19 protein-coding genes and 2 pseudogenes are annotated in these 19,441 nt (G+C 72.4%); 12 read left to right on the forward strand and 9 right to left on the reverse strand.

Translation table 11 applies throughout. The features are described from left to right. From JS521_RS15740 to JS521_RS15750, 3 genes are all read left to right on the forward strand, one after another. Nucleotides 1-423, forward strand: a 423-nt coding sequence (locus JS521_RS15740) for an electron transfer flavoprotein subunit beta/FixA family protein (RefSeq protein WP_443732179.1), incomplete at its 5' end; no start/stop codon positions are given. Nucleotides 424-489: 66 nt separating this feature from the next. Continuing rightward, nucleotides 490-1,452, forward strand: coding sequence for an electron transfer flavoprotein subunit alpha/FixB family protein (locus JS521_RS15745; RefSeq protein ID WP_205083616.1), 963 nt, complete (start codon nucleotides 490-492; stop codon nucleotides 1,450-1,452). A gap of 179 nt (nucleotides 1,453-1,631) precedes the next feature. After that, complete coding sequence (locus tag JS521_RS15750; RefSeq protein WP_205083617.1) at nucleotides 1,632-2,930, forward strand: DUF6986 family protein; 1,299 nt, start codon at nucleotides 1,632-1,634, stop codon at nucleotides 2,928-2,930. Between the two features lie 68 nt (nucleotides 2,931-2,998). Here the strand turns inward: JS521_RS15750 and JS521_RS15755 are convergent, their stop codons facing one another. Both JS521_RS15755 and JS521_RS15760 read right to left on the reverse strand, forming a co-directional pair. Continuing rightward, a complete protein-coding gene (locus JS521_RS15755; RefSeq protein ID WP_205083640.1) occupies nucleotides 2,999-3,853 on the reverse strand; it encodes an SMP-30/gluconolactonase/LRE family protein in 855 nt (284 codons plus the stop codon). Nucleotides 3,854-4,128: 275 nt separating this feature from the next. Continuing rightward, nucleotides 4,129-4,677, reverse strand: a complete 549-nt coding sequence (locus JS521_RS15760; protein ID WP_205083618.1) for a CGNR zinc finger domain-containing protein — start codon at nucleotides 4,675-4,677, stop codon at nucleotides 4,129-4,131. Between the two features lie 100 nt (nucleotides 4,678-4,777). Between JS521_RS15760 and JS521_RS15765 the strand changes: the two genes are divergently transcribed. Then, the gene (locus JS521_RS15765; RefSeq protein ID WP_205083619.1) at nucleotides 4,778-5,611 is read left to right on the forward strand and encodes an alpha/beta fold hydrolase; all 834 of its coding nucleotides are present in this window, start codon (nucleotides 4,778-4,780) and stop codon (nucleotides 5,609-5,611) included. A gap of 66 nt (nucleotides 5,612-5,677) precedes the next feature. Here the strand turns inward: JS521_RS15765 and JS521_RS15770 are convergent, their stop codons facing one another. Beyond that, on the reverse strand, nucleotides 5,678-6,706 hold the full coding sequence (locus tag JS521_RS15770) for a LacI family DNA-binding transcriptional regulator (protein ID WP_205083620.1): 1,029 nt from the start codon (nucleotides 6,704-6,706) through the stop codon (nucleotides 5,678-5,680). A gap of 207 nt (nucleotides 6,707-6,913) precedes the next feature. On the opposite strand from JS521_RS15770, the gene JS521_RS15775 reads away from it, so the two are divergent. After that, on the forward strand, nucleotides 6,914-7,843 hold the full coding sequence (locus tag JS521_RS15775) for an ROK family protein (RefSeq protein ID WP_205083621.1): 930 nt from the start codon (nucleotides 6,914-6,916) through the stop codon (nucleotides 7,841-7,843). An 84-nt stretch (nucleotides 7,844-7,927) separates the two neighbouring features. On the opposite strand, the gene JS521_RS15780 is transcribed toward JS521_RS15775, so the two are convergent. Then, on the reverse strand, nucleotides 7,928-8,524 hold the full coding sequence (locus JS521_RS15780) for a hypothetical protein (RefSeq protein WP_205083622.1): 597 nt from the start codon (nucleotides 8,522-8,524) through the stop codon (nucleotides 7,928-7,930). A gap of 255 nt (nucleotides 8,525-8,779) precedes the next feature. On the opposite strand from JS521_RS15780, the gene JS521_RS15785 reads away from it, so the two are divergent. Next, the gene (locus JS521_RS15785; protein ID WP_205083623.1) at nucleotides 8,780-9,817 is read left to right on the forward strand and encodes an NUDIX hydrolase; all 1,038 of its coding nucleotides are present in this window, start codon (nucleotides 8,780-8,782) and stop codon (nucleotides 9,815-9,817) included. Between the two features lie 55 nt (nucleotides 9,818-9,872). Here JS521_RS15785 and JS521_RS15790 read toward each other — a convergent pair. Beyond that, nucleotides 9,873-10,572: pseudogene (locus JS521_RS15790) on the reverse strand (MBL fold metallo-hydrolase). Between the two features lie 97 nt (nucleotides 10,573-10,669). Beyond that, nucleotides 10,670-12,034, reverse strand: coding sequence for a dipeptidase (locus JS521_RS15795; protein ID WP_205083624.1), 1,365 nt, complete (start codon nucleotides 12,032-12,034; stop codon nucleotides 10,670-10,672). A 196-nt stretch (nucleotides 12,035-12,230) separates the two neighbouring features. On the opposite strand from JS521_RS15795, the gene JS521_RS15800 reads away from it, so the two are divergent. Beyond that, nucleotides 12,231-13,445, forward strand: coding sequence for a geranylgeranyl reductase family protein (locus JS521_RS15800; protein WP_205083625.1), 1,215 nt, complete (start codon nucleotides 12,231-12,233; stop codon nucleotides 13,443-13,445). A gap of 45 nt (nucleotides 13,446-13,490) precedes the next feature. On the opposite strand, the gene JS521_RS15805 is transcribed toward JS521_RS15800, so the two are convergent. After that, complete coding sequence (locus JS521_RS15805; protein WP_205083626.1) at nucleotides 13,491-13,946, reverse strand: nitroreductase/quinone reductase family protein; 456 nt, start codon at nucleotides 13,944-13,946, stop codon at nucleotides 13,491-13,493. 127 nt (nucleotides 13,947-14,073) lie between these two features. On the opposite strand from JS521_RS15805, the gene JS521_RS15810 reads away from it, so the two are divergent. From JS521_RS15810 to JS521_RS36670, 4 genes and pseudogenes are all read left to right on the forward strand, one after another. Further along, complete coding sequence (locus JS521_RS15810) at nucleotides 14,074-14,775, forward strand: TetR/AcrR family transcriptional regulator (RefSeq protein ID WP_205083627.1); 702 nt, start codon at nucleotides 14,074-14,076, stop codon at nucleotides 14,773-14,775. 105 nt (nucleotides 14,776-14,880) lie between these two features. After that, on the forward strand, nucleotides 14,881-16,188 hold the full coding sequence (locus JS521_RS15815; protein ID WP_205083628.1) for a sensor histidine kinase: 1,308 nt from the start codon (nucleotides 14,881-14,883) through the stop codon (nucleotides 16,186-16,188). Beyond that, nucleotides 16,185-16,850, forward strand: coding sequence for a response regulator (locus tag JS521_RS15820; protein ID WP_065485939.1), 666 nt, complete (start codon nucleotides 16,185-16,187; stop codon nucleotides 16,848-16,850). Before JS521_RS15815 ends, JS521_RS15820 begins: the two co-directional genes overlap by 4 nt. Before the next feature lie 163 nt (nucleotides 16,851-17,013). Next, nucleotides 17,014-17,251, forward strand: a pseudogene (locus tag JS521_RS36670) (hypothetical protein); the annotation flags it as partial. On the opposite strand, the gene JS521_RS15825 reads toward JS521_RS36670, so the two are convergent. After that, on the reverse strand, nucleotides 17,244-17,615 hold the full coding sequence (locus JS521_RS15825) for a cupin domain-containing protein (protein WP_205083629.1): 372 nt from the start codon (nucleotides 17,613-17,615) through the stop codon (nucleotides 17,244-17,246). The pseudogene JS521_RS36670 and the gene JS521_RS15825 sit on opposite strands and share 8 nt — an antisense overlap. A gap of 108 nt (nucleotides 17,616-17,723) precedes the next feature. On the opposite strand from JS521_RS15825, the gene JS521_RS15830 reads away from it, so the two are divergent. Beyond that, entirely contained in the window at nucleotides 17,724-18,554 is an 831-nt protein-coding gene (locus tag JS521_RS15830; protein WP_205083630.1) for a helix-turn-helix transcriptional regulator, read from the forward strand. A gap of 107 nt (nucleotides 18,555-18,661) precedes the next feature. Here JS521_RS15830 and JS521_RS15835 read toward each other — a convergent pair whose 3' ends face one another. Next, the gene (locus JS521_RS15835) at nucleotides 18,662-19,417 is read right to left on the reverse strand and encodes a maleylpyruvate isomerase family mycothiol-dependent enzyme (protein ID WP_205083631.1); all 756 of its coding nucleotides are present in this window, start codon (nucleotides 19,415-19,417) and stop codon (nucleotides 18,662-18,664) included. Nucleotides 19,418-19,441: the final 24 nt, after the last annotated feature.

Here is a 19,441-nt window from a genome sequence, read left to right on the forward strand (position 1 = left end):
TCGACGGACGGGGTGATGGGTGTGCTGCCGGCGCTGCTGGCGGAGCGCCTGGGTGTTCCGCAGGTGACGCTGCTGTCCGAGGTCGCGGTCAGCGACGGTGTGGTGACCGGGCGGCGTGACGGGGACACCGCGACCGAGCAGCTTGAGGCGTCGCTGCCGGCGGTGGTGTCGGTGACCGACCAGTCCGGTGAGGCGCGCTACCCCTCGTTCAAGGGGATCATGGCGGCGAAGAAGAAGCCGGTGGAGTCCCTGGACCTGGAGGACCTGGAGCTGGAGGCGGACGAGGTCGGTCTGGCGGGTGCCTGGACGGCGGTCGACTCGGCGACCGAGCGTCCGGCGCGCACCGCGGGCACGATCGTGAAGGACGAGGGTGAGGGCGGCAAGCAGCTCGCCGAGTTCCTCGCGGGCCAGAAGTTCATCTGATCCCGCCCGCTCGGTCCTCCCTCCCTTTCCTCCTTCTCTTCTCTCGTCTGTCTGGAGTGCGTTGTCATGGCTGAAGTTCTGGTTCTGGTCGATCATGTGGATGGTGCGGTCCGTAAGCCCACGCTGGAGTTGCTGACGCTGGCCCGCCGGATCGGTGACCCGGTCGCCGTCGCCCTGGGTGCGGGTGCGGAGGCGACCGCGGGTGTGCTGGGTGAGCACGGTGCGGTGAAGGTCCTGACCTCCGACGCGGCGGAGTTCGCGGACTACCTCGTGGTGCCGAAGGTCGACGCGCTGCAGGCCGCGTTCGAGGCGGTGTCCCCGGCGGCGGTGCTGGTGGTGTCCTCCGCCGAGGGCAAGGAGATCGCCGCCCGGCTCGCGCTGCGGATCAACTCCGGCATCATCACCGACGCCACCGACCTGGAGGCCGGCGACGAGGGCCCGGTGGCGACGCAGGCGGTGTTCGCCGCCTCCTACACCACCAAGTCCCGCGTCTCCAAGGGCGTTCCGGTCATCACCGTGAAGCCGAACTCGGCCCCGGTCGAGCCGGCCGCGGCCGCCGGCACGGTCGAAGCCCTCTCCGTCTCGTTCGGCGAGAGCGCGACGGGCACCAAGGTGACCTCCCGCACCCCGCGCGAGTCGACCGGGCGCCCGGAGCTGACCGAGGCCGCGATCGTCGTCTCGGGCGGCCGTGGCGTCAACGGCGCGGAGAACTTCCCCCTCATCGAAGCCCTCGCCGACAGCCTGGGCGCTGCGGTGGGTGCGTCGCGTGCGGCGGTCGACGCGGGCTGGTACCCGCACACCTCCCAGGTCGGGCAGACCGGCAAGTCCGTCTCCCCGCAGCTCTACATCGCCTCCGGTATCTCCGGGGCGATCCAGCACCGGGCGGGCATGCAGACCTCGAAGACGATCGTCGCGATCAACAAGGACGCCGAAGCCCCGATCTTCGAACTCGTCGACTACGGCGTCGTCGGCGACCTCTTCACCGTCGTCCCCCAGCTCACCGAGGAGATCACCACCCGCAAGGGCTGATTTCCCGGCACCACCCAGTACCACCCGCACCACCCCGCCCGGGCCGCACGGTGAACCCCACCGCGCGGCCCGGAGCCGTTCCGGGCGACCATTGACGCAGGTCGAGCGGGCTTATAACTTCACTATACGGATTGTTGATTCCGGGAAGCGGAAACAGCGAGAGCGTGGAGGGTACGGTCATGGGTCAGCAGGAGAAGGTGGCAACGAGCCTCGCCGGTGCGGTCAGCGAGGAGATCAGTGCCTCCCTCACGGCGGTCGACGCGGAACTCGCCCGCCGCTACCCGGGTGATCCCGGCACCCGCCAGCCCGTGCACACCGTCTACGTACCCGGTGACGTCTTCGAGCCCGGCACCCTGCGCTCCTGGGGCGACCAGGCGCTGGCCGCCCTCGACGAACACGCCCCCGACGCCGCTTCGTTCGCCGCCGTCCTCGGCATCCCCGAGGAGCTGGCGGGCCCGGTCCACGACCGCGTACGCGCCAAGCTGGAGCGCGAGCCCGTCGAGGACCTGCGCATCGACTTCGAGGACGGTTACGGCCCCCGCCCGGACGCGGAGGAGGACGAGTCCGCCGCCCGGGCCGCGCGTCTGGTCTCCGAGGCGTACGCGAACGGCACGGCCGCCCCGTACATGGGCATCCGGATGAAGTGCATGGAAGCCGGTGTACGCGACCGGGGCATCCGCACCACCGACGTCTTCCTCACCGGCCTGATGGAGGCGGGCGGGCTCCCCGAAGGGCTCGTGCTCACCCTGCCGAAGGTGACGTACCCCGAGCAGGTCACCGCCTTCGTCCAGCTCCTCGAAGCCTTCGAGAAGGCCCACGGCCTCGACGACGGGCGTATCGGCTTCGAGATCCAGATCGAGACCAGCCAGTCCATCCTCGCCGCCGACGGAACCGCTGCCGTCTCCCGCATGATCGACGCGGCGCGGGGCCGGGCCACCGGGCTGCACTACGGCACCTTCGACTACAGCGCCTGCGTCGGCGTCAGCGCCGCCTACCAGGCCAGCGACCACCCGGCCGCCGACCACGCCAAGGCCGTCATGCAGGTCGCCGCCGCGGGCACCGGCGTACGCGTCTCCGACGGCTCGACCAACGTCCTGCCCGTCGGCCCGACCGACCAGGTCCACGAGGCCTGGCGGCTCCACTACGGCCTCACCCGCCGCGCTCTGGCCCGCGCCTACTACCAGGGCTGGGACATGCACCCCGGGCACCTGCCGACGCGTTACGCGGCCGTCTACACCTTCTACCGCGAGGGCCTGGAGCCTGCGGCCGCCCGGCTCGCCGCGTACGTGGCCAAGGCCGGCGGTGACGTCATGGACGAGCCCGCCACCGCCAAGGCCCTCAGCGGCTACCTGCTGCGCGGGATCGACTGCGGCGCGCTGGACACCGCCGAGGTCGCCCGGCTGACCGGCCTGACCCGTGCGGACCTGGACGCCTTCGCCTCCCCGCGCCGGGGCGACCTGACGGTCACCGCTCCGTAAACCGTAAAGCTCCGTGAAGCCGTAAAGCTCCGTGAAGCTGTGAAGCTGTGAAGCTGTGAAGAGGAGCGTCAGTAGCCTTCGCGCCCCGCGGGGATGGCCAGTCCCGCCGGGGTGCGCAGGCCCGCGACCGGCACCGTGCGCTGGCCGCCGCGCACCGGCAGCTGCACCACCCGGTCGTTGTTGAAGTCCGCGATGTACAGCGAGCCCGCGGGGTCGAAGGCCAGGCCGTACGGGGAGTTGAGTCCGGTCGCCGGGACGGTGCGCTGCGGCCCGCCGCCCGCCGGCAGTCGCACCACCCGGTCGTTGCCGCTGTCGGAGACGAACAGATCCCCTCCCCGGCCGAAGGCCAGGCCGGTCGGCTGGGAGAGGCCCGTTGCGGGCACGGTCGTCTGCGGGCCGCCGGCGGCGGGGACCTTCACCACGCGGTCGTTGACGAAGTCGGCCACGAAGAGGTTCCCCGCCCCGTCCAGCGCGAGCCCGTTGGGGTGGAGCAGCCCGGTGGTGGGGACGGTGACCTGGCCGCTGCCGTCGGCGGGCACCATCACCACCCGGTCGTTGAAGCTGTCGGCGATGTAGAGGTCGCCGTCCGCGTTCAACGCCAGCCCGATGGGGCGGGAGAGATCGTCGGTGTCCACGACGGCCTGCGGGCCGCCGTCGCCCGGCACCCGTACGACCCGGTTGTTGCCGGTGTCGGCGATGTAGAGGTCGCCCGAGGCGTCCAGCGCCATCCCGGTGGGGCGGATCAGGCCGGTCGCCGCGACCATGACCGGCTCGCCGCCGCCGGGCGGCAGGCGCAGCACGGTGTTGTCGCTGTAGTCGGAGATGTAGAGGGGCGCCGCGCCGTGCGCCGGAGGGTGTCCGTCCGCCGTCCCGGGCGCGGCGGAGGCGACCGGGGTCGCGCACAGCAGCAGCGCCGCCGCCATCACGGCGGGCCGCCAACGCGCCCTTCTGCGGACCGGCTTCGGGGCATCCGCCCCCGGCCCGCCGGAATCCGTGGACGCCGACGGGGCTGTTACGGGATGGCTCATGAGGTACGCACCTGTTCTGGACGTGCTGCCGCTGCCGTACGGACACGCCCCTTCGGGCGTCGCCAGCCGACGTTAGGAATCGCCCCTGCCGAACCGGCGGCACCACGCCCCGACCGGCGGGGCGGCCACCCCAACGGCCCCGGACGCCGCCGTCGTACCCCGCGAGGCCCTCAGGCGTCCCGGCGTGCGGCCGCGCCGCCGCGGGCGCGGTAGGCGCGCATCTTGTGCCGTGCGCCGCACACGTCCATGTCGCACCAGAGGCCGTTCGACGAGGGCGCCCGGTCGTAGAAGACCCAGCGGCACTCCGGGGCGGCGCACGCCTTGAGGCGGGTCGCGTGACGCCCGGTCAGGCCGTGGAACAGGAGTGCCTCGAGCACGGGGCGTACCACCTCCGCCACCGCCCCGCCGGAAGCCGGCCGCAGGGTGAGCGTGTTGTCGGGGCGTACGGCCGGAGCGCCCGCGACCCCGGCGACGAGCCGGTTGAGGGCGTCGACCGCCTCCGGCGAGGTCCGCTCGACCAGGAAGGCCCGCACCGTCTCCCGCGCCTCCGCGAGCGCTGCCAGGTCTCCGGGTTCGCACAGGGCCGGGAAACCGTGCGCACCGAGCCACCGGGCCGCCGTCTCCGGCCGGGCGAGGCCGTCCTCGCCGTGGAGGTGGGTGGCCGTGTTGCAGAACTCCTCGACGAGTCCGAGCTCCGCGGGTGCAGGGTTCCTTCGCATGATCACTACTTTACCAACGTTACCGGCTTAAGGCCTTTGCTGGTAACTTCGAAAGTCCGGCGGGCTCCGCCCCTCCCACCCGCACATCAGGAGGCACACCATGAACGGGCAGCTGACCAGGACGTTCGAGACCCCGGACGGGGCAGTGCGCTGGGATGTGCTGGGGGAGGGGGAGCCGGTCGTCCTGCTGCACGGCACCCCGTTCTCCTCGCTCATCTGGCGCGACATCGCACCGGCGCTCGCCCGCGACCACCGCGTCCACCTCTTCGACCTGCTCGGGTTCGGGCAGTCGGAACAGCGCGACGGGCAGAACGTCGGCCCGGCGGCGCAGGCGAAGGTGTTCACCCGGCTCCTGGAGCACTGGGGGCTGGAGCGCCCACGCGTGATCGCCCACGACATCGGTGGGACCGTGGCCCTGCGGGCACTGCTCCTGGAGGGTGCGCGGTACGTCGACCTCACCCTGGTGGACGCGGTGGCCTGCGGGGAGTGGGGCACCGGACTCTTCCGGCTCATCCGGGAGAACGCGCATCTCTTCGAGCAACTCCCCGGCTACGCCCACGAGGCGCTGGTGGAGAGCCATCTGTGCCACGCCACCCACACCGGCTACCGGCCCGACGTGCTGGCCGCCCACCTCGATCCCTGGCGCGGCGAGCGCGGCCGGGTCGCGTACTACCGGCAGTACCGGCAGGCCGAACAGGCCGACACCGACGCGTTCCAGCACCTGCTGGGGACCGTACCGGTGCCGACCCGGATCATCTGGGGGCGCGAGGACCGGTTCCTGCCTGCGCCCTTCGCCGAGCAGCTGCACGCGTTGATCCCGCACTCCGAACTGCACTGGATCGAGGGCGCGGGCCACACCGTGCAGGAGGACGCCCCCGCACAACTGCTGGCCCTGCTGACCCGGGAGTTCCGGACGGTCGGCGCCGGGGTCTGACGGGATCCGCCAGGATCTGACGGGGTCTGACGGGATCCGTCGTAGTCCGGCGGGATCCGGCGGGCCTCAGGCGGGCGGCAGTTCGCCCGAGCCGCGCGGGATCAGCGTCGTCGGCAGCTCCACCCGGGCCGGGGCGTGGTCCGCCCCGTCCAGGCGGCGGAAGAGATGCTCGGCGGCCGTCCTGCCGACCGCCGACGCGTCCTGCGAGATCACGGTGATGCCGAGCAGGTCGGCCAGCTCGATGTCGTCGAACCCCACCAGTGCCACCGGCCGTTCCCGCTCCGCGATCACCCGGACCGCCGTCACCGTCACCCGGTTGTTGCCCGCGAACAGGGCGGTGACAGGCTCGGGGCCGCTCAGCATCTCCTCGGCGGCGGTCCGCACCCGCTCCGGTTCGGTGGAGCCGAGGGAGACCCAGCCGTCCTCGACGGTGATGCCCGCGTCCCGCATGGCGGCGTGATAGCCGCGCAGACGCTCGGTGGCGGTGTGGATCCGCGGCTGGTCGCCGATGAAGCCGATCCTGCGGTGACCGTGCGCGATGAGGTGCGCCACGCCCTCCCTGGCCCCGCCGAAGCTGTCGGAGAGCACCATGTCGACGTCCACATGGCCCGCCGGGCGGTCCACGAAGACCGTGGCGATGCCCGCCTTGATCTCCGGCTCCAGATAGCGGTGGTCGTCGCCCGCCGGGATCACGATCAGACCGTCGACGCGGCGGGCGCACAGCGCCAGCACCAACTCCTGCTCCCGTTCCGGGTCCTCGGCGCTGGAACCGTTGATCAGCAGCGCGCCGTGCGCGCGGGCGACCTCCTCCACCGCGCGGCTCAGCGGACCGTAGAACGGGTCCGCCAGATCCTCCAGGACCAGTCCGATGGACGCCGTACGGCCCTTGCGCAGCACGCGGGCGCTGTCGTTGCGGCGGAAGCCGAGCGCGTCGATCGCCTCCTGCACGCGGCGCTCGGTGTCGGGCGTGACGCCGGGCTCGCTGTTCACCACCCGGGAGACCGTCTTCAGGCCGACTCCGGCCCGGGCCGCCACGTCCTTCATGGTCGGCCGGTTGCCGTAGCGGGTCTCGGAATGACGGGCGGTCCGGTCCACGTGCGCTGTCCTGTCGTCGGATACGGGCGGGGCGTGCGGCGCTCCGGCCGGGCCGAGCGGGGCCGAGTGGGGGCGCCGCGCAGATGATCGGAGGCTGTGGCGTCGAGCATAGGCCCTGGACAACGTTGTCAAGAGGATGAAGACTGTGCAGACTGTGGACGGAACCCGCAGGTCCCGCCCCTTCACCGATCCGGAGAGCCCACACCGATGCATACCGACCTCGTCGCCGCGCTCGACATCGGCGGCACCAAGATCGCCGGAGCGCTGGTGGACGGCGACGGATCCCTCCTCGTACGGGCGCAGCGGCCGACCCCCGCCCGGGAGGGGGCCGAGGCGGTCATGGGGGCCGTGGACGAGGTGCTGGGCGAGCTGATGGCCTCGCCGCTGTGGAGCAGGGCCGGTTCCGTGGGCATCGGCAGCGCCGGTCCGGTGGACGCCGCCGCCGGTACGGTCAGCCCGGTCAACGTCCCCGGTTGGCGGGACTTCCCGCTGGTGGAGCGGGTGCACAAGACAGCGGGCGGGCTGTCGGTCGCGCTGGTCGGCGACGGGGTCGCGATGACGGCCGCCGAGCACTGGCTCGGTGCGGCCCGCGGCTACGACAACGCGCTCTGCCTCGTCGTGTCCACGGGCGTCGGCGGCGGCCTTGTCCTCGGCGGCACCCTGCGCCCCGGCCCCTCGGGCAACGCCGGGCACATCGGCCACATCAGCGTCGACCTGGACGGCGCCCCGTGCCCCTGCGGTGCGCGCGGCTGCGTCGAAGGCATCGCCAGCGGTCCCAACATCGCCCGCCGCGCCCTGGAGAACGGCTGGCGGCCCGGCCCGGACGGGGACAGGACGGCCGCCGCGGTGGCCGTCGCCGCCCGCGCCGGGGATCCGGTCGCCATCGCCTCCTACGAGCGCGCGGCCCAGGCCCTGGCGGCCGGCATCGCCGCCACCGCCACCCTCGCGGACCTGGACATCGCGGTGGTCGGCGGGGGAGTGGCCGGGGCCGGTGACGTGCTGTTCGTACCGTTGCGCCGCAGCCTGCGCGAGTACGCCACGCTCTCCTACCTCCGGCGGCTGACGGTCGCGCCCGCCGTGATGGGCACCGACGCGGGGCTGGTCGGGGCTGCGGCGGCGGCCATCGCCCTGCGGTAGCCCCGCCGGGGCCGCAACGGCTTCCAGGAGGCGCCCGGTTCGTCAGGCCGGGCGCCTCCTGGGCCGGTCGGCCGCGTACCGCGTTCACTCGGTGGCGGCCGGACGGTCCGTTCCGCGGCGTCGCCGGTGGTACGCGACGGTCAGGACGACCATGAGCGGCCCCCAGAGGACCAGCGGGGCATAGCAGATGGAGTACCAGGCGGCTTCCCAGCCACCCGCCTCGCCGGGGAAGTCGGCGGGCAGTTCGTCGCCGCGGATCGTCGTGCCCCGGATCTCGGTGACGATGAACAGGACCGTGAAGACGAGCGTGAGCACCGTGGCTCCGACGGCGGCCGGGACGACCGCGGCCCACCTCGGAACCCGCCGCCCGCCCAGGTACGGCACCCGGCGGGGGAAGACCTCGCCCCAGCGCGCGATCAGGCCGATCGCGGTGAACGCCAGAAGCTCGGAGACGATCGAGAGGGAGGGCACGTAGAGCCGCTCCCCGAAGCCGATCCCGTCGTCGAACGCCGACGGGATCCGCCACAGGCTCGACGGCAGCACCGCCAGGGGCACCGCGTACGCGGTGAGTCGGAGCCGTCGGGACACGCCGGGGGCCGGCTCGTGCGCGGCACGCCAGGCGGCGCGCAGCCGACCGGTAGGAGCGGTGGCGCGGTCATCGGCGGAGAGTGGCGGGAGCATGGGGAATCCTCGATTTCGGCAGGCCGGTGGCTGGTCTGCTCGATTTCCGACGATCCCAGTCCCGGGAGCGCGCGGGATCGTGCCACGGGGGGATCTGCCTGAGCCGCGCGGGGGACGGCGGATGCGACCGTGGGGTGACGGCGGACCGGTCGTACGCCCCGGGCGGCCGCATCCGGCCAACGCCGTCGCCCCCGCGGGGTTTCCGCGGCAGGGTGTTGCGGGCAAGCCACAGGGGGCTACGGAAGAGGGGGAACCGTGATCGTCTGGATCAACGGTGCGTTTGGCGCGGGCAAGACCAGCGCCGCCGGCGAACTGATCGATCTGATTCCGAACAGCACGCTGTACGACCCGGAGGTCACCGGCGCGGGGCTGCGCGCCCTGCTGCCGCAGAAGCGGCTCGCCGAGGTCACCGACTTCCAGGACCTGCCGATCTGGCGGCGGCTCGTGGTGGACACGGCCGCGGCGCTGCTCGCCGAGGTGCCCGGGGTGCTGGTGGTGCCGATGACGCTGCTGCGGCAGGAGTACCGCGACGAGATCTTCGGCGGGCTCGCCTCCCGGCGCATCCCGGTCCGGCATGTGGCGCTCTCACCTGAGGAAACGATCCTGCGCAGCCGGATCGCGGGCCGCGAGGAGTTTCCCGGCGACGACGAACAGAGCGACCGGGTGCGCCGGTGGGCGTACGAGCACATCGGCCCGTACCGCGACGCCCTCGGCTGGATCACCGAGGACGCGCATGTGGTCGACAACAGCGCTCTCACGCCCCGCGAGACCGCCGAGCGGATCGCGGACGCCGTGCGCACCGGGAATGCCGCCCCCTGCCCGATCGTGCAGAGTCCCGAGCCGACCGGCGAGACGGTCGCCGCCGGGGTGCTGCTCTTCGACGAGCAGGACCGGGTGCTGCTCGTCGACCCCACGTACAAACCGGGGTGGGAGTTCCCCGGCGGGGTCGTCGAGGCGGGCGAGGCTCCCGCGCAGGCCGGGATCCGTGAGGTCGCCGAGGAGATCGGCCTCACCCTCGACCGGGTGCCCATCCTGCTGCTCGTCGACTGGGAGTCGCCCCGCCCGCCCGGCTACGGCGGGCTGCGCTTCCTCTTCGACGGCGGCCTGCTCCGCTCCGAGGAGGCCGGCCGGCTACTCCTGCCGGGCTCCGAGCTGCGCGGCTGGCGCTTCGTCACCGAGGAGGAGGCCGCGGGGATGCTGCCGCCCACCCGGTACGAACGGCTGCGCTGGGCCCTGCGGGCGCGCGAGCGGAAGACGGTGCTCAACCTGGAGGCGGGGGTGCCGGTGGGCTGAGCGGGGCTCGTACGGGGCCGGGGTGCGGCCGGGTCGAGTGACCCCCGACGCGGCCTCATCCGCCGTTCGCCGCCGCCTTCATTACCGCGGCCGCGTTCCCGGTGAGCGGGTCGCCGTGGCCGAAGCAGACGGTACGGGGCGCGAACGCGGCCAGCCGCCGGAACGTGGCCGCCGCCTCCGCACGGTCCACGTTGAACACACCGAGCATCACCCGCTCCGCGGAGGCCACGGCGTCCCCGGTGAACAGCACGCCGTGGCGCGGCAGATGCAGCGCGATGGAGCCCGCCGTGTGCCCGGGGGCGTGGACCACCCGGGCACCGTCCCCGAACGGCAGCTCCTCGCCGCCGGTCACCTCGCGGTCGACCCGGGTGGGAGGGGCCTCGGGACACGTCAACCCATGTGCGTACAGCGGCCGTTCCCAGTCCAGCAGGTCCGGCTCCGGTATGGGCCGCTCGCCCCGGATCACCGGGGCGTCCAGCGCGTGGGCGATGATCTCGGCGCCGTACCGGTCCGCCAGCTCCCGCGCGGCCCCGTAGTGGTCGCGGTGGCCGTGGGTGAGGACGATGCGGCGGATCCGGGCCGGGGCGAGGCCGAGTGAGCGGACCGCGTCCCCGATCGCGGCGGCCGAGTCGATGTCGCCGCGTCGATGTCGCCGCGTCGATCAGGGTCAGATCCGCCCCGTCGCGCCAGAGATAGGCCTGACCGATCCGGAACCGGAACATGTGCAACCGCGGAAGTACCTCGACGAGATCCATGCGGCGAACGTACGCACCTGCGGACGCCCGCCGCACGGTCCTACGCCACCGGCGACTTCGCCGACGGCGTAGGAGGTCCCCCGCCCCGGAGCGGCGGTCAGGCCTTCTTCGACGCCGCGTAGTTGCGCAGGAACAGCGCCTCGGCGACCGACATCCGCTCCAGCTCCTCGGGCGACACGCTCTCGTTCACCGCGTGGATCTGCGCCTCGGGCTCGCTCAGCCCGATCAGCAGGATCTCCGCCTCCGGGTACAGACCCGCCAGGGTGTTGCACAGCGGGATGGAGCCGCCCATGCCGGAGGACTGCATCTCCTGGCCCGGGTAGGCGTCCCGCATCGCGTCCGCCATCGCCGTGTACGCCGGACTGGTCATGTCGGCCCGGAACGGCTGGCCCTGGCCCACCTGTTCCACCTTCACCCGCGCACCCCAGGGCGCCCGCGACTCCAGGTGGGCGGTGAGCAGCTTCGTCGCCTCGGCCGCGTCGTGGCCCGGCGGCACCCGCAGGCTGATCTGGGCCCGGGCGCTCGCCTGCACGGACGGGGTCGCGCCGACCACCGCCGGGCAGTCGATGCCGATGACGGTGACGGCGGGGCGGGCCCAGATGCGGTCGGCGACCGTACCCGTGCCGATCAGCTCCACCCCGTCCAGCACCTTGGCGTCCTGCCGGAACTCCGCCTCCGGGTACTGGATGCCGTCCCAGTCGGCGTCACCGGTCAGACCGTCGACCGTGGTCGTCCCGTCCTCGGCGCGCAGCGAGGCCAGCAGCTGGATCATCGCGGCCAGCGCGTCCGGGGCCGCACCGCCGAACTGCCCCGAGTGCAGGTTCCCTTCGAGGGTGTCCAGCTGCACGCGCAGCATGGTCATCCCGCGCAGCGTCGCCGTCACCGTCGGCAGCCCGACCCGGAAGTTGCCGGTGTCGCCGATGACGATCGTGTCCGCGCGGAGCAGCTGCGGGTGCGCCTCCGCGTACCGCTCCAGACCGCCGGTGCCCTGCTCCTCGGAGCCCTCGGCGATCACCTTCACCGAGACCGGGACGCCGCCGTCCGCCTTCAGGGCGCGCAGCGCGAGCAGGTGCATGATGAACCCGCCCTTGCAGTCGGCCGCGCCCCGCCCGTACCAGCGCCCGTCGCGCTCGGTCAGCTCGAACGGCGGGGAGATCCACGCCGACTCGTCCAGCGGCGGCTGCACGTCGTAGTGCGCGTAGAGCAGCACGGTCGGCGCCCCGGCGGGCCCGGGCAGGTAACCGTAAACGGACTGCGTCCCGTCGGGGGTGTCCAGGAGCGCGACGTCCGTGAATCCTTCGGCGCGCAGCGCGTCGGCGACCCAGTTGGCTGCCCCCTCGCACTCGCTCCTCGGGAACACCGCCGGGTCCGCCACCGACTGGAACGCCACCAGCTCGGCCAGCTCCTCCCGGGCGCGGGGCATCAGCGAGGCGACGGTCTCGGGAATCGGACGGGCGGTCATGGGCACGCTCCTCGTGGGTGCGACGTTATGGGTAGGGCGCGGTGTGTACGCGACCGTGTGCGACGCCGTTCCGTGCGGCGACGCATGTACGACGAAATCATGGCCGATCCTCCCACAGGAGGGCCGGCCCGTAGCGCGCCGTAGGATGCCGTGAGCAGCTTGGGGCCACTGGTCGGATCAGGAGCAGAAGCACATCGTGAGCAGCGAGAACGCAGACGCCGGACGTGAGCCGGAAGAGTCGTTGGTGTGGGATGTCGTCGTGGTCGGCGCCGGACCGGCCGGCGCATCGGCGGCGTACGCGGCAGCCGTGGCGGGCCGGAGAGTCCTGCTGCTGGAGAAAGCGGAACTGCCGCGCTACAAGACCTGCGGCGGGGGCATCATCGGCTTCTCCCGGGACGCCCTGCCGCCCGGGTTCGAACTGCCCCTGAAGGACCGCATCCACGCGGTCACCTTCTCGCTCAACGGCAAGCTCTCCCGCACCCGACGCTCCCGGCGCATGCTCTTCGGGCTCATCAACCGCCCCGAGTTCGACGCCGGGCTTGTCGAGGAGGCGCAGAAGGCCGGGGCCGAACTGCGCACCGGCGCATCGGTGGTGCGGGTCGAGCAGCACGGTCCCGCCGTGCCCGACCGGCGAACGGTCGCCGTGGTGCTGGCCGGTGGCGAGACCGTCCTCGCGCGGGCGGTCGTCGGCGCGGACGGCAGCGCGGGCCGGATAGGAGCCCACGTCGGCGTCAAGCTCGACCAGGTCGACCTCGGCCTGGAGGCGGAGATCCCCGTTCCGGCCACCGTCGCGGAGGACTGGGCGGGCCGCGTGCTCATCGACTGGGGCCCGATGCCGGGAAGTTACGGCTGGGTCTTCCCCAAGGGCGACACCCTCACCGTGGGCGTCATCTCGGCGCGCGGCGACGGCGCGGGCACCAAGCGGTATCTGGAGGACTTCATCGCCCGCCTCGGCCTCGCCGGGTTCGAGCCGTCCATCTCCTCGGGCCATCTCACCCGCTGCCGCAGCGACGACTCACCGCTCTCCCGCGGCCGGGTCGTGGTCTGCGGCGACGCGGCCGGACTCCTTGAGCCGTGGACCCGTGAGGGCATCTCCTTCGCGCTGCGCTCGGGCCGGCTCGCGGGGGAGTGGGCGGTCAGGATCGCCGAGGCGCACGACGCGGTGGACGCCCGGCGCCAGGCCCTCAACTACGCCTTCGCCATCAAGGCCGGCCTCGGCGTGGAGATGGGCGTCGGCCGCCGCATGCTCAAGCTGTTCGAGCGCCGCCCCGGCCTGCTGCACGCGGTGCTGACCGGTTTCCGCCCGGCCTGGAAGTCGTTCGCCGGAATCACCCGGGGCACGACGTCGCTGGCCGAGCTGGTCCGTACGCACCCGCTGGCGCAGCGGGCGCTCCACGCGATGGACCGCTAGCGGCGGTGGCCCGGACCCGCGCCCCAGGAACGCCTCGGGGCGCGGTCAGGCGTCCTCGGTGATGCGGAACACCGGGTGGTCCGGGCAGGCCGCCAGCAGTTCGGCGTCCGTGGACTTCGCCGTGATCCCCCGGAAATACTGGTTGACCTCCCAGCCCCACCGCTCCAGATAGGCCCGGACGATCCGGGCCTTCTGCGCGTCGTCGGCGATCTCCACGGCGGTGAAGCGGCTGACCTTGCGCCCCAGTCGCAGCTCCCCGCCGCCCGCCACGCGCATGTTGCGCACCCACTGCGAGTGGCCGCGCGCCGAGACCAGGTACCGGTCGCCCTCGAAGGTGTGGGCGTTGACCGGGATGCGCTGCATCTGCCCGCTCGTGCGCCCGCGCACCGACAGTTCGGCGGAGCCCATCAGGCTGAGACCGTGCCGGGCCAGCCGGCCGACGACCTTGTTGAGGCGGACGGCGGAGGCGCTCGCCCGGAGGTAGTAGCTCTGCTGTGTCATGGTGGCTCCCGCACTCGTGCGAGAGCGGTGCTCTCGCGTGAGATCAGTGTGCACGGATGAGTGGGCGAAAGCAAGAGCACTGCTCTCGTTCTTGGTCGGTGCTCCATGCGCATGGCAGACTGATCGCATGAGCACCATCCGAGGGGCCAGGGAACGCGCCCGTATCGAAGTGACCGCGGCCATCAAGGACGAGGCCAGGAAACAGCTCGCCGAGGAGGGCGCGGCGAAGCTCTCGCTCCGGGCCGTCGCCCGGGAGCTGGGCATGGTCTCCTCCGCGCTCTACCGCTACTTCCCCAGCCGCGACGACCTGCTGACCGCGCTGATCGTCGACGCGTTCGACGCCATCGGCGCGGTCGCGGAGCAGGCGGCGGAGCGGACGGAGGCTCTCCCGCCCGCCGGGCGCTGGGTCGCCGTCGCCTGTGCCGTACGGGAATGGGCGCTCGCGCACCCGCATGAGTACGCCCTGATCTACGGGTCGCCCGTCCCTGGCTACATCGCCCCGACGGACACGGTCGGGCCCGCGTCCCGGGTGGGGCTGGTCCTCATCGACATCGTCCGCAGCGCGGTCCTGGCCGACGATCTCGCCCTGCCGCCGCTCGCGGACGAGCTGCGCGCCGACGCGGAGCGGATGGCCGCCGACTTCGCCGAGGGCGTGCCTCCCGAGGCCGTGGCGGCCCTGGTCGCCGCCTGGGCCCAGTTGTTCGGCCTGATCTCCTTCGAGCTGTTCGGCCAGTTCAACCGGGTCGTCGAGGCGAGGGAGCCGCTGTTCCGGCAGGCCGCCGGGGAGCTGGCCCGCTCGGTGGGGCTGCGCGACTCCGGTACGGCCTGACGGCACACCGCCGCCCTTTCCCGGTGGCGTACTCCCCACGGAGTACGGGTGATCACCACGCACGGCGGACGCCCCGGCGTCCGCCTGCCGTCTAGCGTGGCCGCCATGGACGAACAGCAATCGCCGCACCGGGGCGGCGGTCCCTCCTGCGGCTTCCCGGGTCGCCGGCCGCCCGGCCGCCCGGGTTGGCGCAGCGGACCGCCGCCGTGGCTGTCCGGCGCGCGCTCGCGGACCGCCGCCGGGCTGCCCTGGGTGTCGACGGCGGTGCTCCTGGCGTTCGTCATGGTCGGTACGGGCTTCGCCGAGCAGGGGCAGGACCGCCGGCCCCTGGACCTGGCGGCCCGGCTGCTGCTGCTCGTCGCGGTCGGCGTGCTGCTCCTGCGTCGCCGCCGCCCCGTCGTCGCCGTGGCCACCACCTGCGCGGCGACCTTGGTCTACCTCGCGGCGGGCTACCCGTACGGTCCGGTGCTCGTCGCCGTCGCCGTGGGCTGCTTCAGCGCGATCGTCACCGGCCACCGCAAGGCCGCCTGGTGGTCGCTGGGCGGGCTGTGGGCCGGCCACGTCCTGGTCTCCCACTGGCTGTACCGCTGGCTGCCGCCGGACGGCGACCCGGCCGAGTCCTGGACGCAGGAAGGCTTCGTCGCCGCCTGGGTCGTGGCCGTCGTGGCCGCCGCCGAACTGCTGCGCCTGCGCCGCGAGCAGTGGGCCGCCGCCCGGGCGGAGCGCGAGGCGGCGGAGCGGCGACGGGCCGACGAGGAACGGCTGCGCATGGCCCGCGAACTCCACGACGTGCTGGCCCACTCGATCTCCGTCATCAACGTGCAGGCCGGGGTCGGGCTCGCCCTGCTCGACTCCGACCCGGAGCAGGCCCGGACCGCCCTCACCACGATCAAGGGGGCCAGCAAGGAGGCGCTCGACGAGGTACGCCAGGTCCTCGCCAACCTCCGTACGCCCGGCGACGCACCGACCTCCCCAGCCCCCGGCCTCGACCGGCTGCCGGAACTCGTCGAACAGGCGGCGGCCGCCGGACTCACCGTCACCGTGGAGAGCGAGGGCGACCCGGCCGCCGTTCCGCCCGGCGCCCACCTCGCCGCCTTCCGCATCGTCCAGGAGGCCCTGACCAACGTCGTCCGCCACTCCGGCTCCCGTACGGCACTGGTGCACATCGGCTACGGCTCCGGGCGGCTCCGCCTGCGTATCGACGACGCGGGACCGGCCACCGGCGGCGACGCGGGCGGCAGCGGCAACGGACTCGTCGGGATGCGGGAGCGGGCCGCCGCCCTCGGTGGCACGATCGACGCCGGGCCCCGTACGGGCGGCGGCTTCCGGGTCCTGGCCGAACTGCCGTTCACCGCCCCGGACCTCGACCGGCGCTCGCCCGGGCTTCCCGAGCCTCCCGAGGAGACGAAGTGATCCGCGTAACGCTCGCCGACGACCAGCTGCTCGTACGGGCGGGCTTCCGTGCCCTGCTGGACGCGCAGCCCGACATCGAGGTCGCGGGGGAGGCCGCCGATGGCGAGGAGGCCGTCCGCCTGGTGCGTGAACTGCGCCCCGACATCGTGCTGATGGACATCCGCATGCCCCGCCTCGACGGACTGGCCGCCACCCGGCGGATCACCGGCGACCCGGAGCTGAACGAGGTGAAGGTGGTCATGCTCACCACCTTCGAACTCGACGAGTACGTCTTCGAGGCCCTCCGTAACGGGGCCTCGGGCTTCCTGGTCAAGGACACCGAGCCGGAGGAACTGCTGCGCGCGGTACGGGCGGTGGTCGGCGGGGACGCGCTGCTCTCGCCGGGTGTGACGCGCCGGCTGATCGCGGAGTTCGCGGCCCGCTCCAAGGAACCGACCGCCGCCGCCTCGCTCGCCCTGCTCACCGAACGCGAGCGGGAGGTGATGGCGCTGGTCGGCATCGGCCTGTCGAACGAGGAGATCGCCCGCAGGCTGGTCGTCAGCCCGCTCACCGCCAAGACCCACGTCAGCCGCACCATGGTCAAGCTCGGCGCCCGAGACCGGGCCCAACTCGTCGTCCTCGCCTACGAATCGGGACTGGTGCGCCCCGGCTGGCTCGGCTGAACCGGGTTGTCGCCAGCGCTCTGAACGAAAACGATCACCGGAGTGGTGTTGATTGGCTCCGCATCGATCGGATGTGGCGACACGTCCGATCGATGCGGGGAGGCGCGATGGCAGAGCCGGTCAGGGTCCGCAGGCCGGCTGAGCGGCGCACGCCTTCGACGAGTTCGGGCCGCTGCGGCAGTTCACCCTGGCCAACTCCCACCACCCCAACCACACCGTCCAAAACCCGGGAGCTGCACCGCTACCTGCGCTGGCGCAATCAGAACGCGCGTCGCCCCGTCGTTCTGGCCGCCCAACGACGCGAGCGGGCCCGCGTCCGTAGCGAGAAAGGCATCCGCCGGGGCGGACGTCCCCTGCATGAAGGCAGCGGCCTGATGCTGTCACGCCCGCCTGTCATCTGAGAGTTTCGGCCACCTTGGTCATCGGCCCGCCTGCGTCACCGGTGTTGAGCGTTCCCTCTGGTTCGAACAACAGGATCGCGGTCTCCTCGTGTGCCACCGGGCAGTGCTCCACCCCGCGGGGGACCACGAACAACTCACCGGGCTCCAGCACCACATCGGCATCCCTGAGCTGGATGGTGAGCCGTCCACTGATGACCAGGAAGAGTTCATCGGTGTCCTCGTGCGTGTGCCAGACGAACTCACCCTTCAGCTTGGCCAGTTTGACCTCGTAGTCGTTGAGCACAGCCACCTTCTTCTGTGACCACAGCTCGCTGAACTGCGACAGCCTGTCGGTGAGATTGACAGGGACAGCAGACTTGGACATGCGGCATCCTCTCTCAAGGCCGGTCAACCGGGGAGCGACTCTCCGCCCCTCCGGCCGGCGTCACGAGCCTGCCGCGCTCGGCTTCCGCCAGTCTTGTACGTTCCTGGCATGAGTGGTGACCGACCCCGCACGTCCGTCAGCGCCTGGAGGCCACAGGTCCCAGGGATCGCCGAGGTCCTCCACGCGCACTTCACCGACCACGCATATCCGGCCCACACCCACGACACGTGGGACCTGATGATCCTCGACGACGGGGCGGTCGACTTCGCACTCGACCGTCACCGCCATGGGGCAACCGGCACCGCCGGCGTCCTCCTGCTACCTCCCGGCGTCCCCCACGACGGCCGCACGGTCAATGCGTCAGGTTTCCGCAAACGCAACCTCTACCTCGACGACTCCGTACTTCCTCAGCGTCTTGCCGGGCGTGCGGTGGACGCCCCGGTCGTCACCGACGGACTACTGCGCCGTCGAATCCACCAGCTGCACGCCGCTCTTGTCCATACCGAAGACCGATTCGAAGCCGAGTCCCGCCTCTCGTTCATCACAGAACGCCTCCACTCCCACCTCGACGCGCTCAAGCCCCGCACACCGGGACACGAGACAAACCGGCTCGCCGCCAGACTGCGAGAACTCCTGGACGCACGGATCCACGTCGGCATATCCCTGCACGAGGCTGCGGCCATCCTGTATGCCCACCCCACCCACCTGATCCGCTGCTTCAAGCAGACATACGGACTGCCGCCACACACCTACCTCACAGGCAAGCGCATCGAGCAGGCGCGACGACTTCTCCTCGACGGCCGCCGGCCCGCCGAAGTCGCCACAACCCTGGGATTCCACGACCAAGCCCACCTGAACCGACACTTCACACGCCACATGGGCACCACCCCCGCGCGCTACGCGCGCACGCGCAGTGGTTCTGCCGCACCTCCTTTCTGACCCCCTCATCGGATGCTCACGGGCAACCGCCTCTACAGCCCCGGCCATGACCATCAACCCGGCGAACCAATGTGGTCGGAGCACTAGTCCCTCGAACGGCCCGGTGCTCACCAGGTGACGGCGGAGTTGTCCGTCCAGAGCCGGGCCACCGCGCGGTCGCCGCGCAGGGTGAGGGCGGTGAGCGGCAGCCGGTTCCAGAGGACGAGGTAGAGCCCCTCGGCCGTACCGCTCAGCTCGCAGTCGAAGCCGTCGTCCGACTCGGCCTCGGCCCCCGACCGTACGGCCTGCGGCGGGTCCTGGGAGATCCGTACCGTCCAGGTCGCCGCCGTGTCCACGGCCCGTACCCGCAGGGTGCGGGGCTTCTCGGAGCGGACCTTGCTCGTGGGGCGGGCGTGGAAGCCGGTGAGGAGTTCGTCGATGCCGTCCACCGCCCGGTCCGCGGAGACCGGGGTCAGCGGGGAGCCCAGCGCCGATTCGGCGTCCACCCGGTGCACGGTGGTCTCGTTCAGCTGACGGCGGGACCAGAACGCCAGCGGGGACGGCGCCGGCAGGAAGGTCCAGCAGTCCAGGTCGGCGGGGGCTTCCTCCAGCGACCGGACCAGCCGGCGGTGTCCCTCGCGGAACCATGCCAGGAGTTCGGCGCCGTCGAGGGCCGGTTCGCCGCCGTCCGGCTGATAGGCGGTGTGGCCCTCGGCGACGAAGGCCGCCGCCCACCGGTGCACCATGCCGGTGTGCCGCAGCAGATGACGTATCTGCCAGCCGGGACAGGTCGGGACGGATGCGCCGGGGCCGGCCTGCTCGGCGGCGGCCGCGAGCAGCCGGCCTTCCTCGGACAACGACGCGATGTGCTCGGTGATCTGCATGGCGGCGATTGTGCCAGGGCTCTG

The sequence above is a fragment of the Streptomyces durocortorensis genome (assembly GCF_016901035.1).
GTDB classification, from domain to species: Bacteria; Actinomycetota; Actinomycetes; order Streptomycetales; family Streptomycetaceae; genus Streptomyces; species Streptomyces durocortorensis.

Bases quoted from the DNA above. Each gene is read 5' to 3' on its own strand.
- JS521_RS15745 (WP_205083616.1), top strand. From the start codon at position 490: ATGGCTGAAGTTCTGGTTCTGGTCGATCATGTGGATGGTGCGGTCCGT.
- JS521_RS15750 (WP_205083617.1), top strand. From the start codon at position 1,632: ATGGGTCAGCAGGAGAAGGTGGCAACGAGCCTCGCCGGTGCGGTCAGC.
- JS521_RS15755 (WP_205083640.1), bottom strand. From the start codon at position 3,853: ATGGCGGCGGCGCTGCTGCTGTGCGCGACCCCGGTCGCCTCCGCCGCG.
- JS521_RS15760 (WP_205083618.1), bottom strand. From the start codon at position 4,677: ATGCGAAGGAACCCTGCACCCGCGGAGCTCGGACTCGTCGAGGAGTTC.
- JS521_RS15765 (WP_205083619.1), top strand. From the start codon at position 4,778: ATGAACGGGCAGCTGACCAGGACGTTCGAGACCCCGGACGGGGCAGTG.
- JS521_RS15775 (WP_205083621.1), top strand. From the start codon at position 6,914: ATGCATACCGACCTCGTCGCCGCGCTCGACATCGGCGGCACCAAGATC.
- JS521_RS15780 (WP_205083622.1), bottom strand. From the start codon at position 8,524: ATGCTCCCGCCACTCTCCGCCGATGACCGCGCCACCGCTCCTACCGGT.
- JS521_RS15795 (WP_205083624.1), bottom strand. From the start codon at position 12,034: ATGACCGCCCGTCCGATTCCCGAGACCGTCGCCTCGCTGATGCCCCGC.
- JS521_RS15805 (WP_205083626.1), bottom strand. From the start codon at position 13,946: ATGACACAGCAGAGCTACTACCTCCGGGCGAGCGCCTCCGCCGTCCGC.
- JS521_RS15810 (WP_205083627.1), top strand. From the start codon at position 14,074: ATGAGCACCATCCGAGGGGCCAGGGAACGCGCCCGTATCGAAGTGACC.
- JS521_RS15815 (WP_205083628.1), top strand. From the start codon at position 14,881: ATGGACGAACAGCAATCGCCGCACCGGGGCGGCGGTCCCTCCTGCGGC.
- JS521_RS15825 (WP_205083629.1), bottom strand. From the start codon at position 17,615: ATGTCCAAGTCTGCTGTCCCTGTCAATCTCACCGACAGGCTGTCGCAG.
- JS521_RS15830 (WP_205083630.1), top strand. From the start codon at position 17,724: ATGAGTGGTGACCGACCCCGCACGTCCGTCAGCGCCTGGAGGCCACAG.
- JS521_RS15835 (WP_205083631.1), bottom strand. From the start codon at position 19,417: ATGCAGATCACCGAGCACATCGCGTCGTTGTCCGAGGAAGGCCGGCTG.